Origin of the sequence: Candidatus Avelusimicrobium stercoris (genome assembly GCF_002437085.1) — a bacterium.
In the GTDB taxonomy this organism is placed as follows: Bacteria; Elusimicrobiota; Elusimicrobia; order Elusimicrobiales; family Elusimicrobiaceae; genus Avelusimicrobium; species Avelusimicrobium stercoris.
This window is the reverse complement of the sequence record NZ_DJOA01000051.1, coordinates 1-11,347: the sequence shown is the minus strand read 5'-3', so window position 1 is coordinate 11,347 and position 11,347 is coordinate 1. Positions and strand designations below refer to the sequence as shown.

The following is an 11,347-nucleotide window of genomic DNA, read 5'->3' as shown; positions in this document are numbered from 1 at the left end:
ACGTTTTGGCCTTTATACCCAGAATGACTTTTATTTTTATTGTGGTATTTTTTGTTAGATTGGTTGTTGCACCAAAAAGCCTTGCAGTTTTTTGCGGGCTTCCTCGCGGTCCTGCTTTAATTGGCTGACTAATGCTTCTAATCCGCTGAACTTGGTTTCCTCGCGCAGTTTGTCCGCAAACCAAATGGTTATTTGGCGTCCGTAAATGCTTTGGCGGAAATCAAAGATATTCACCTCTACCAGCGGCAAAACGGTGTGCAAGGTATTGACGGTCGGGCGGAAGCCGATGTTGCAAAATCCGTCGTAGAGTTTGCGCCCTACGCGTACCTTTACGGCAAATACGCCCAGCGGCAAAATCTTGTAAATGCCCGTATCCAAATTAGCCGTAGGAAAGCCCAATTTGCGGCCTAATTTATGCCCCTTTACCACCACGCCGGAAAGTTCATACGGCCGGCCTAACAGCGTATTAGCCAGCCTGATGTCTCCCTGTGCCAGCACCTTGCGGATAAGCGAGGAGGAAATTTTCTCTCCGCCCGCACGGTAAAAATCCGCCACAGAAAAGGGGATTTTATATTTGGCGCACTCGGCGCGTAAAAAATCTATCCCGCCTTGGCGGTTTTTCCCAAAGGCAAAGTCCGGTCCGACAAGGAGCCCGCCCATTTGGTACTTTTCAAGCAAGGTCTGCCCAAAAAAATCCTGCGCGGGCATATCCCGGCATACTTTAAAATCAAGCGCTTCTGCGGGTAGCCCCGCCGCTTTCAAGAGCCGCTTTTTTTCTTTGGGCAAGGTTAGAACACTCATTTCCGGGTGTTCGGAAAGCAATGTTTTGGGGGGGAGCGGAAAATAAAGAGCTAGCGGCTTTAACAAAGCCCCGGCGGCCAAGGTTTCCAAATGGCTGAACAAATGGCGGTGCCCGGTGTGAACGCCGTCAAAAGTGCCGATAGTGATAAAATGTTTGCGTTTCATACGTTTACGGGCTCCACGTGCGCGTAGAGCGCGGCGGTTTCACAGCCCTTTAACAAGTTGCCGTCAAAGGCGTTTTGCACGCTGTACGGGCCGATTTCAAGCCTTCTTAAAGCGGTTAAATGCCCTGTCGTACCCAGTTTTTGCGCAAGCAAAAAGCCCAGCGAGCGTACATAAGTGCCGCACGAGCAATGTACGGTAAATTCAATTTCGTCCGGCTTGGTCAGTTGAACTTTGCGCCACTCCACGGAAACTTCGTTGTAGCGGCGTTCCATTTCTTTGCCTTTGCGGGCGAGTTCGTACATATGCTCGCCGCCGATTTTTTTGGCGCTGAAAAACGGAATCGGCTGGCGGATAAGGCCGGAAAGTTTTTTTGCGGCTTCTTCCACTTGCGCTTGGGTAAGCGGAGGAACGGGGAGTTGGTTTACCTCGTCGCCGTGTGCGTCCCAGGTGTCGGTTTCCGTGCCCAGTTTTAATACGGCGCAGTAAGTTTTGGAAAGGGTTAAAAAGGCGGTTTGTTGTTTGGTGGCTTCGCGCCCGATAAGCAAAATCAAAAGCCCAGTGGCCATTGGGTCCAGGGTGCCGCTGTGGCCGATTTTTTTGGTTTTTAAAACCCGGCGGCACACGGCAATAATGTCGTGCGAAGAAAAATCCGCCGGTTTATCAATCAGCAAAAGGCCGCTCTTCTGCGGTTCAGGCAAGTTTTTTAACGACATCTAATACCACTTCGGCCAGTTCGTCGGCCACTTGTGCTACGCTCTTGCCCGTAACTTTAAAGCCCGAGGCCCGCGCGTGCCCGCCGCCGCCAAAGGTTTGGGCGATACGGCTTACATCCACGCTACCACGGGAGCGCAAATTGACGGATACCTTGTCCGGCTCCTCTTTAATAAGGGCGGAAACCTCCACGCCGGGAATCATTGTCGGTTGGCTGACAATCCCCTGCGTTTGGGCGGGCGTGGCGCCAAAGGCTTCAAAATCGTGCTGCGTAAGAATAATTTGGCTGTACTTATTGTCAAAGCGCATTTCCATTTTTTCCAGCGCGCGGCCCAAGAGTTTTAACTCAATGTAAGATTTGGTAAAGTAAATCACTTGGTTGATTTGGTTTACATCCGCCCCCAAGGCAACCAAGGCGGAACCCACGCGCAGGGCTTCGGCGGTGGTGTTGGAGTGTACAAAGCGCCCCGTGTCTGTAACCAGGCCGGTGTAGAGGCAGGTGGCCTCGTCGGGCGTAGGGAGCAAATTATCCTCGCCGGAGGCTTCAAAAAATTGGAAAATAATTTCGGCGGTGGAGGAGGCAACGGAATCAATGTGATTAAGGTCGCCGTAATCGTCGCTCACCAAGTGGTGATCAATGTTAATCAGCGTTTTGGCTTGGCTGAGTACGCTTTCCAAATCGCCGCCGCGTTTGCGGTCGGAGCATTCCAGCAAAATAACGGTGTCAAAATCGGGGTTTTCCGGCAGAACGCCGACGTGGATTTTAGAGAGTCCCGGCAGAAATTTTAAATCATTTCCGATAGCGGGCGCGCAGTAGGCATATACTTCTTTGCCCAAGCGTTCCAAAAGCGAGGTCATCGTAAGCGTGCTGCCCAAGGAATCCCCGTCCGGGTTTAAGTGCCCGGCGATGAAAAATTTCTTTCCGGCGCGCACGGCTTGCCAAATCTTCTCCAAACTCGCTTCTCTATTTTCCATTTTGTTTTTCCTTTTCAATTACTTGAAAAATGGCTTCTACGCGGGAGGCTTTTTCCGGCGTGTCGTCGTATTCAAACGTGAAGGAAGGAATACGTTTTAAGTGTAAGCGGCCGCGCAGGTCGGCGCCGATTTCCTTGCGCAAAAGCGAAAGGGCGTCTTGCGTTTTTCTTCTGTCCTCGGGAGAGCCAAAGACGGAAAAATACACCTTGGCGTTGGCTAAATCCTTGGACAGGCGCACCGCCGTAATGGTTACAAAGCCGCCAAAATCGCCATTAGCGGCCATTTTGGTGATGAGAGTGTTAATCTCTTCTAAAAAAAGGGTTTCCAAACGTTTGATTCTGTCTATCATATACTTTATTATAGCATTTTGGTTTTTAAGGCAAAAAAATACTTGAAATTGCTTTCAAATATATTTAAACTATTTAAGTAGCGCGTTTGGGCGCGCGGAAAAAAGACAATAGGAGAATATTATGAATAAAGGTTTCACGTTAATTGAACTCTTAGTAGTAGTGTTGATTATCGGGATTCTGTCCGCTGTGGCGTTGCCGCAATACACCAAAGCGGTGGAAAAATCCCGCGCGACGGAAGCCATTACCCTCTTGGGTAACTTGGCCAATGCCGAAGAAATTTATAAAATGAGCACGGGCGGCTATACAAACGATTTAACTCTTTTGGATATCCAGTTGCCGGGTGTTGATTCTAAGACTCCTACTACTACAAGCACGAAAAACTTTACGTTAACGGTTACGTCTGCCAATAATGCAACTACGTTTGCCGCCAATGCTGTTCGTGCTAATAATGGTACTGCTATTACCTCTGGCGATAATCAGTATGCTATTTTGCTTACCATTGATGCTAACGGTACGATTACCCGCAAATGTCAGCAATCAACTGCTTCTGCTACGGTAACCGCTATGTGCAAATCTATTTCTAACGGTGCGACTGACGGCGTCATTAAATAAGTTTTACAAGTAGTTTAAAAAATCCCCGGTACATTATGTATCGGGGATTTTTTCATCAAGTCGTCATTCCCGAAGGTTGTAGTCGGGAATCTGTTGTTTTCTTGTTTAATAACAACGGATCCCCGACTAAATTCCTCGGGGATGACTTTTATTTTTAACGGACTTGTGTTATTTGTTTTTGCTGTTTCGTTCGTTGGCAACATTACAAAAACAGTGTGGCTCCATTAATCAAAAGAGCGCGGAGAAGTGGCGGCCCGCTAGGGTGCGGCCTGCAAAGTGCGGCACGCTAGGGCTTTCAGAATCTACCGCACGGGTTGTTTGGTGTTTATAAAAATAAAGTCATTCTGGAAGGTTTGCCGGCGCGGAGCGTTCGGGAATCTGTTGTTTTCCTCTTTTTTAATAACGACAGATCCTGGACTACGACTTTCCAGGATGACGGCAAGAACTTACAACCTAATCAGAAAACACGGTGAACCGCTATTGAACCTTGGTGCCGTGTTTTTTAAATAAAACCTCAATATCTTGCGCCAGCATTAAGCACCCCTTGGGCTGGCTGTTTAACACGGGTTCAATGGCCTTGGCAAAATTGTCAATTTTGGCGGGTTCGTCCACCATTTCAATCAGTACCGGGTACTTTTCCACCAGTTCCAAAAAATGCGCCGAGCGCAACTTAGTACTGGGTCCAAAGCCTAACATCGCGCGGTGTGCGGTGGCGCCCTCTAATCCAAACTCCTGCGCCTTTTTGGCGATGATTTCGTAAAGCGGGACGTGGTTAATCGTGTCCGTACTGCTGACATAAATTTTGAGTAATTTTGCTTTTTGCATAGTGCACTCCCCCGGGAAAGTATCCCTTTTGGGTATCGTAGCACTTGCGGGGGATAGTTGTAAAGGCTAATTATTTGCCGCGGATACGGCGGATGTGCGCGCGGTGTTCGTCAAACGTGCGGGAAAAGACGTGCCGCCCGCCGTGGTCTGCCACAAAGTAGAGCGCTTCAAAGTTGGGTTGCGGGTTGAGCACGCCCAGTACGGATTCCTTGCTTGGGTTACAAATCGGCCCCGGGGGCAGCCCCGCGTTGCGGTAGGTGTTGTAGGGGGATTTGGTCCGCAGGTCCGAATACGTCAGGCCCTTTTTCCAGTAGCGGTTTTCCTTTAAATTAAATCCCAGCGCGTATTGCACCGTCGGGTCGGCTTCCAAGCGTTTGCCAATGCGGAAGCGGTTTAAATAGACGGCCGCAATTTTAGGGCGTTCGTCGTGCACAATGGCTTCGCGTTCCACAATAGAGGCCACCGTTAAAACCTGTTTTTCGGTTAAGTCCGTTTTGTATTGTTTAAAGAGCGGCGAAATGTTATTGCGGTACTGCTGCAACATTTCGTCCACCACCTTTTGCGCGGGCGTGTTTTCGGCGAATAAATATGTGGAGGGGAATAAGTAGCCTTCCAAATCCTTTTGGCGGACGATATCCAAAAACGCGTGCGGGTCCGTAATATTGCGCTCGGCCAACGCTTCGGCGATTTCCTCGCTTCTCCACCCTTCCAAGACGGTTACTTTTTCATAATGGGTGCATTTGCCGCTTTTAATGCAGTTGATAACCTCAAAGGACGAGGTGTTTTCCCGCAGGTCAAAGCGTCCGGCCTTTAAATCACGCGCAGAAGAGGTTAAACGCAAAATCAGTTTAAAGAAAAATTGGCTTTTGATAATGCCCTTTTCTTTAAGTGTTTTTGCTACTGCGGAACCGCTGGCGCCCGGTTCAATGGTTACTACAACTAACTTCCCCTTGCTTAAAAAGCAAGTTTTTACCGCCCAGCAACCACCGATTGCCAAGCAGAAAAAAAAGATTAAAAGCAAGAGGAATTTTTTCATTATTTAACCAGTTTAAAGAAATGGCGTTTGCCCACCTGTAAAACATCGCCCGCTTCAAAGTGTAAGGGGCCGTCCTGCGGTACCTTTTCGCCTTTTAAGCGCACTGCGCCTTGTTCAATAAGACCACGGGCTTTGTTCTTGCTTTGCGCCGCACCCGCCGCAAAAATAATGGCGGAAAGGAGCGCGCCGTCCTCGGCTTTAAATTCGGGCATATCCGTGGGGAGTTCCTTTTTGGAGAAGACCTTTTCAAAGTTTTCCAGCGCGGCCTTGGCGGCGTCCTCACCGTGGAAGCGCGTAACCATAATGCCCGCTAATTTCTTTTTGGCGGCCATCGGGTGCATTGCTTTGATTTCGTCCATATTTTCGGACGTTAAAAGTTCGTAATACATCGGCATTAATTCGTCGGGGATAGACATTAACTTGCCGAACATATCGTTGGGCTCGTCGTTTAGTCCCACATAGTTGCCGTAGGATTTGGACATTTTTTTCACGCCGTCCAAGCCCACCAAGAGCGGTACCGTAATGGCAACCTGCGGTTCCTGCCCGTTGTTCTTTTGCAACTGGCGGCCTACCAACAGGTTAAAAATCTGGTCCGTTCCGCCCAGTTCCACATCGGCGTGCAAGGCCACGGAATCCTGCCCTTGGAATAAACTGTATAACACTTCCAAAAGGCTGATGGGGTTGCCCGAAGCCATACGTTTTTTGAAATCGTCGCGTTCCAGCACCTGCGCCACAGTTACTTTTTGCAAGGTTTGGAGCAAATCCTTCCCGGTTACAAAGGGGTCCAGCCACTCGCTGTTAAAGCGGATTTCGGTCTTGGACGGGTCCAATACTTTAAAGGCTTGTTCGGTATAGGTTTTTGCGTTTTCCAAAATCTTTTCGCGCGGCAAGACGGGGCGGGTAGAGTCGCGGCCGGAGGGGTCGCCCACGGCGGCGGTAAAATCACCGATGACGAGCACGGCCTTATGGCCTAAATCCTGAAATCTGCGCAAGAGCGAAAGGGCCACGCTGTGCCCCAAGTGCAGGTCGGCAGACGTCGGGTCGCAGCCGAGTTTTACCTTTAAGGTTTTGCCGCTTTCTAATTTTTTTGCGAGGTCCGCCTTGGACACCACGTCCACGCAGCCGCGCGTTAAAAAGTTGATTTGTTCATCCAAAGTCATTGTTTTCTCCATAATATAAAAACGGGTTATCTTCTATATTTTACCATATACAAACTAAAACCGCCCGGTAATATGCCGGGCGGAAAAAAGTTAATACCAAGGCGAGCCGAAACGGTTATATCCGCGTGTGCCCGGCCACAAACACAGCACCAGCGTAATAATGGGCGGAAAAAGCAGGGCCAAAATAAACCACCAGCCGGATAAATCCATATCGTGGAACCGCCGCACGGTGGCAAACCACCACATCAAAAACGCCAAAAGTACAAACCCGCTTCCAAAGAACATACAAAGCAGGCCAAAGAGCGAGGTGCCCTCACCCGGCAACCCAATATGTACAAGCAGTCCGCCCAGCGCGTAAAACACGCCGGTAATGCACAAGCGGAACAAATAACCAAGTCTAGGCAATCTTCCAAAAAATCCCATAATTCCCTCCTTAATAAAAATCGTACGGGTCCGCCGCTACCTTTATTGTAACTTTTTTGGCGGGCGTGTAGGAATCCAGCACCGCCAGCAAATCCAGCCAGCGGGCTTCGTCCGTTTTAAAAAGCAAATATTGCTTTTTTAATACATCCGTCTTTTTGGCGCACCACACGGGCCCCAAGACCTCTATGGCACGGTTGTAGCCCAAACGCTTGATTTGGGCGGTTTCAGCGTTTAAAAGGGCCGTATCCTTTGCCTTAATCAGCACCTTAATTAGGCGCGTATAGGGCGGATAGGAAAAACTTTCGCGCAGGAACAGTTCTGTTTCGGCGGCGCTGGTATAATCGCCTGATAAAAGGGGGGAATAATCGTAGGCTTCTTTGTCGGCGGCCTGGATAATCAGCCGTCCGTCCGCCACGCCCGATAAATGCCCGCGCAGCCCAAAGAGCATTTGCCCGTACTTTTCAGATGCGCGGAAATCCGGCCCGTCCAGTTCCAGTTCCGCATCCAATACGGCGGCTAGTGTTACCTTGGCCCCGCGTAACGCCCCGGAGGCCAGCCGCGTGCCGACAATAATGTCCGCCGAGCCGCTTTTTAGGGCGTTTAAGGCTTCAAACCCTTGGCCCGCCTTGGTTTTTAAGGTGTCTGAATCCAAGCGCAGGAGTTTTGCCTTGGGGAAGAGTTTTTGCACCTCGGTAACGATTTTTTGCGTGCCGCCGCCGCGGGATTTAAAAATCAGGTTGTGGCATTGGGGGCACTCCTGCTGTAAGGTCTCCGTATGCCCGCACTTTTTGCAAACCAGGCGGTCGCCGTGTTCGGGCGTGTTTTCGCGCGATAAAATAGCCCCGCATTTTTTACACTTGGCGTATGCGCCACAGTTTAAACAATAGTAAGCGGTGGAGTAGCCGCGGCGGTTTAAAATTAAAAGAGAGGTTTCCTTTTTTTGTAGGTTTTCAGCCAGTTGGCTAAGCAAAAAGTCGGATAAAAAGCGGCTTTTTTCGCCTTTTTTATCGGTAATTTTGATTTGGGGCGTGAAATTGTGCCCGGGTACCGCTTCCGTAAACGGGATTTGCAAAACCTGTTTATCCTGCACCATTTTCAGCATTTCCACGCTGGGCGTGGCGGACGCAAAAACCAGCACCGCCCCGTGTGCCTTGGCGCGGAACATTAATAAATCGCGCAGGTGGTAGTAGGGTTTGTTTTCCTCTTGTTTATAGTTGTCGTCGCCTTCGTCCAATACGGCGGCCAGGCGCAGGTTTTTAAAGGGCAGTAACGCCCCGGAGCGGGTGGAAATCACCACGCAGGGCAGGCCGTTGGAAATGGCGGAAAAGTATTTCTTCTTTTTGGATAACAGCATCCGGCTGTGCCAGCAAAATACATTATTTGTACCAAAGCGGGCTTCGGCCTCGGCAATGAACTGCCGAGCCGCCGCAATATCGGGCACGGTGATTAAGGTTTGTCCGTATCCGGCCAGTACGTCGCCGGCCAAGCGCAAAATGGTTTCCGTTTTGCCTGTATAGGACGGTCCGTTAAAGAGCACCGGGTGAAATTCGTAGGCCGGGAACGACCGGACGGTGTTTAAGGCTTTTTGCTGGGATTTTGTCAGCGTAAAAGCGGGTGTTTTGATGTCAATATGCACGGAAACAGGGGCGTTATCCACCTTAAAATAGGGCTGCGGGGGAACGAGTGCAAAAAGGATTTGCCCCACGGGGCAGCCCCAATGGGTTTTCATAAAGCGGGTCAGCGGGAATAAGTCGGAGCCGAACAGGGGGCGTTCGTCCACTACCGAGGCGATTTCCTTTAATTTCATATCCTCGGGCGCGGTGCGGACCTCGCTCACGGACACAACCATCCCTCCCGTTAGTACGCGGCCAAACGGAGCCGTTACACGCACGCCGGGTGCAACCTTGGCGGCCAGTTCATCGGGCACCAAGTAGTCAAAATCGCGGTCCAGCGGTACGTCAAACACAACTTTGCAGTACATAAAGGATTATTTGGCGGCGCCTTTTAAACCCAGTTCGGCCATTACCATTTGCAGGTCAATCCAAGCGTCTTTTTTCCAGCCGGGGTTGCGCAACAGGGCGGCGGGGTGGAAGGTGGCCAAAATTTTAACGGGGCGGGGTAATTGAACGCTGTCTAAACGCAAATCGTAAAATTTGCCGCGCAGTGCGCCCAAGGATTTGGCGTCCGAAATAAGCGCCTTGGCCGATACGCCGCCCAGCGCCACGACGTATTTGGGGCAGATAATGGAAATTTGCTTTTCAATATATTTGCGGCAGCAGGCGATTTCCGCGGCGTTTGGTGCGCGGTCATTGCCGTGTTTTTCGGGGTGAAGCGGGTCCGTCATCGGGTGGCATTTGGCAATGTTGGCGATGAAAACCTGCTCGCGCTTTAAGCCCATAGCGGCAATCATTTTGTCTAACAACTGCCCGGCGCGGCCCACAAACGGGCGGCCTTGGCGGTCTTCGTCAAAACCCGGGCCTTCGCCCACAAACATAAGGTCGGCGTCCACATTGCCTTCCCCAGGTACTGCGTTTAAGCGCGAGGAACCCAGCGGACAGCGGGTGCAGGCTTTAATGGTTTCGGCAAGTTCTGCTAGTGCGGCGGTTTTTTCGGCGGTGGTCATAAGGCTCCCGGGCAAAGTTTCTTGTGTGTTGGCCGGCTGTGCGGCTTCGGCGGACGGTTGAGCAGCAACCGCCGGGGGGATAATGCTTTGGGGCTTGCGGGTAAATTCCACAGTCAGGGTTTCGCCTTCCGGCATTTTTGGCAAGGGGTTGGTCTGCGGGGCGGGATTAGACGGTAAAACAGCGGCCGCGCGCTGGGGCGCGGCCGTTAAGATAAATTCGTCTTCTTCCTGGTTGGCAATAAAGCGTTTTAATTCTCCTGCCAAGCGGCGCAGCGAATCCTGGGCCATATTACAGTTTCATCGGTTCTTTGGCTTTGCGTTCCGCTTCTTTGCGGGCTTCTTCCTGGGCTTTGAGTTCGGCTTCCAGGTTCTTCTTGCTCACGGTTAAAACTTCTTCTTTGGAAACGCGGTTGGACAAAATGTCGTCCAGCGCCACTTTGATAACGACGGCGTTGGGCTGGTTTTTGTATTCGTCTTTCTTTTTGAGTTCTTTGGCCCACATAGATGCCAAGACGACTACGTCGTAGCGGTCGCCGTCAAAGTTCATAAGTTTGGCATCAAATTCTTTGTCGTTTTTAAAAGACATATTATCCCTCGCAAGTTTTATTTTAGATTTTTAATTTTTAAATCTTGTCTGCATACGCGGCATTGTTCCGCGGCTACAATCCCGGCCATTTTATCCACGGCCTCGGCCAGTTCGTCATTGAGCAAGGCGTAGTCGTAGCGGTCCAGTTCCTGCATTTCTTTTTTGGCCGTTTCCAAGCGGATTTCAATATCCTGCGTATTGTCGTTGCGGCGCAAAATGCGGTTTTTAAGTTCCTTTAAACTCGGTGGCACGATAAACACGGTGGCCGCATCCGGGTATTGGGCTTTTACGGTGCGTGCGCCCTGCACGTCAATTACCAAAATGGGGCAAATGCCTTTCTTCATCAGATCATCCACCGATTTTTTGGGAATCCCGTAATAGTGCGTATGCACTTGGGCCCACTCCAACATTTGGCCTTTTTTAATGGCCTGCTCAAATTGTTTAATCGTCCAAAAGTGGTAATCCACGCCGTCTTTTTCGCCGGTTCTGGGCGCACGGGTGGTGGCGGTAATCACGCGCGAAACGGATTTGTCGCGCTTTAAGACCGCATCTACAATCGTAGTTTTACCTGCCCCGGAGGGCGAAGAAACAATAATAGGAAAAGGCTTCATTGATATATTTTAGTAAATATTTAGCCCCGGGTAAAGTTCCCGGACTGGGGCTTTTACATTAAATAAGCCCGTTTGTCCATTTCCACGGACAGCACGCCCGGCACTTTTTTGTAATATTTTATGGCTTTTGCGGGCGTTTTGTTATCGGGCACGCGCAGGGCGGCGCCGTTTAAGTTTTTATAATCGTAAATAATTTCCGAGCCGTACTTTTGCGCGGCCTTAAAAAGGGGTTCTTTGCCCACTTGGGCATCATAAAAAATAATTAAGGTGCGGTTTTGGGGTTCTTGGCTTTTTGCCGTTTTGGGGGCAGAGTGGCAGGCCCCGAGCGTAAACAAAGCCGTAAAAATAACGAGTAATTTTTTCATACTTACATTATAGCAGAGTTTGTGCGAAAATTTAGGCATAAGAAAACCCCTCGGCTTTTATACCTCGGGGTTTAAATAATATTCGCGGCTTGTGCTTGAATTAA

Annotated in this window: 14 protein-coding genes; 1 reads left to right on the top strand and 13 read right to left on the bottom strand. The window is 50.1% G+C overall.

Going from position 1 to position 11,347, the window contains the following annotated elements; genetic code table 11:
• Nucleotides 1–54: 54 nt before the first annotated feature.
• From ribF to rbfA, 4 genes are read right to left on the bottom strand one after another with little or no spacing between them, the layout of a single operon-like run.
• Complete coding sequence (gene ribF / locus B2118_RS07340; RefSeq protein WP_428054647.1) at nucleotides 55–966, bottom strand: riboflavin biosynthesis protein RibF; 912 nt, start codon at nucleotides 964–966, stop codon at nucleotides 55–57.
• Complete coding sequence (truB, locus tag B2118_RS07335) at nucleotides 963–1,679, bottom strand: tRNA pseudouridine(55) synthase TruB (protein ID WP_428054645.1); 717 nt, start codon at nucleotides 1,677–1,679, stop codon at nucleotides 963–965. Before truB ends, ribF begins: the two co-directional genes overlap by 4 nt.
• On the bottom strand, nucleotides 1,657–2,652 hold the full coding sequence (locus B2118_RS07330) for a DHH family phosphoesterase (RefSeq protein ID WP_428054643.1): 996 nt from the start codon (nucleotides 2,650–2,652) through the stop codon (nucleotides 1,657–1,659). Before B2118_RS07330 ends, truB begins: the two co-directional genes overlap by 23 nt.
• Nucleotides 2,642–3,001 carry a 30S ribosome-binding factor RbfA gene (rbfA, locus tag B2118_RS07325; protein ID WP_428054641.1) on the bottom strand — a complete coding sequence of 120 codons (360 nt, stop codon included), beginning with the start codon at nucleotides 2,999–3,001 and terminating at the stop codon, nucleotides 2,642–2,644. Before rbfA ends, B2118_RS07330 begins: the two co-directional genes overlap by 11 nt.
• A 121-nt stretch (nucleotides 3,002–3,122) precedes the next feature.
• Between rbfA and B2118_RS07320 the strand changes: the two genes are divergently transcribed.
• Nucleotides 3,123–3,614 carry a type IV pilin protein gene (locus B2118_RS07320; protein WP_428054639.1) on the top strand — a complete coding sequence of 164 codons (492 nt, stop codon included), beginning with the start codon at nucleotides 3,123–3,125 and terminating at the stop codon, nucleotides 3,612–3,614.
• Between the two features lie 477 nt (nucleotides 3,615–4,091).
• Here the strand turns inward: B2118_RS07320 and B2118_RS07315 are convergent, their stop codons facing one another.
• The 9 genes from B2118_RS07315 to B2118_RS07275 form a co-directional block, all read right to left on the bottom strand.
• Complete coding sequence (locus tag B2118_RS07315) at nucleotides 4,092–4,439, bottom strand: DUF190 domain-containing protein (RefSeq protein WP_428054637.1); 348 nt, start codon at nucleotides 4,437–4,439, stop codon at nucleotides 4,092–4,094.
• 70 nt (nucleotides 4,440–4,509) lie between these two features.
• A complete protein-coding gene (gene mltG, locus B2118_RS07310) occupies nucleotides 4,510–5,475 on the bottom strand; it encodes an endolytic transglycosylase MltG (RefSeq protein ID WP_428054635.1) in 966 nt (321 codons plus the stop codon).
• Nucleotides 5,475–6,635 (bottom strand): tyrosine--tRNA ligase, encoded by a 1,161-nt coding sequence (gene tyrS, locus B2118_RS07305; RefSeq protein ID WP_428054634.1) that lies wholly within the window; start codon nucleotides 6,633–6,635, stop codon nucleotides 5,475–5,477. Before tyrS ends, mltG begins: the two co-directional genes overlap by 1 nt.
• Before the next feature lie 90 nt (nucleotides 6,636–6,725).
• Nucleotides 6,726–7,058, bottom strand: a complete 333-nt coding sequence (locus B2118_RS07300; protein WP_428054632.1) for a DUF805 domain-containing protein — start codon at nucleotides 7,056–7,058, stop codon at nucleotides 6,726–6,728.
• A 10-nt stretch (nucleotides 7,059–7,068) separates the two neighbouring features.
• Nucleotides 7,069–9,039, bottom strand: coding sequence for a replication restart helicase PriA (gene priA, locus B2118_RS07295; RefSeq protein ID WP_428054630.1), 1,971 nt, complete (start codon nucleotides 9,037–9,039; stop codon nucleotides 7,069–7,071).
• Nucleotides 9,040–9,045: 6 nt separating this feature from the next.
• The gene (locus B2118_RS07290) at nucleotides 9,046–9,969 is read right to left on the bottom strand and encodes a uracil-DNA glycosylase (RefSeq protein WP_428054628.1); all 924 of its coding nucleotides are present in this window, start codon (nucleotides 9,967–9,969) and stop codon (nucleotides 9,046–9,048) included.
• Nucleotide 9,970: 1 nt separating this feature from the next.
• Nucleotides 9,971–10,267, bottom strand: a complete 297-nt coding sequence (locus B2118_RS07285; protein WP_428054626.1) for a hypothetical protein — start codon at nucleotides 10,265–10,267, stop codon at nucleotides 9,971–9,973.
• Nucleotides 10,268–10,284: 17 nt separating this feature from the next.
• The gene (gene gmk / locus B2118_RS07280) at nucleotides 10,285–10,878 is read right to left on the bottom strand and encodes a guanylate kinase (protein WP_428054624.1); all 594 of its coding nucleotides are present in this window, start codon (nucleotides 10,876–10,878) and stop codon (nucleotides 10,285–10,287) included.
• A 53-nt stretch (nucleotides 10,879–10,931) separates the two neighbouring features.
• Nucleotides 10,932–11,243 carry a S8 family serine peptidase gene (locus tag B2118_RS07275; RefSeq protein WP_428054622.1) on the bottom strand — a complete coding sequence of 104 codons (312 nt, stop codon included), beginning with the start codon at nucleotides 11,241–11,243 and terminating at the stop codon, nucleotides 10,932–10,934.
• Nucleotides 11,244–11,347 lie beyond the last annotated feature (104 nt).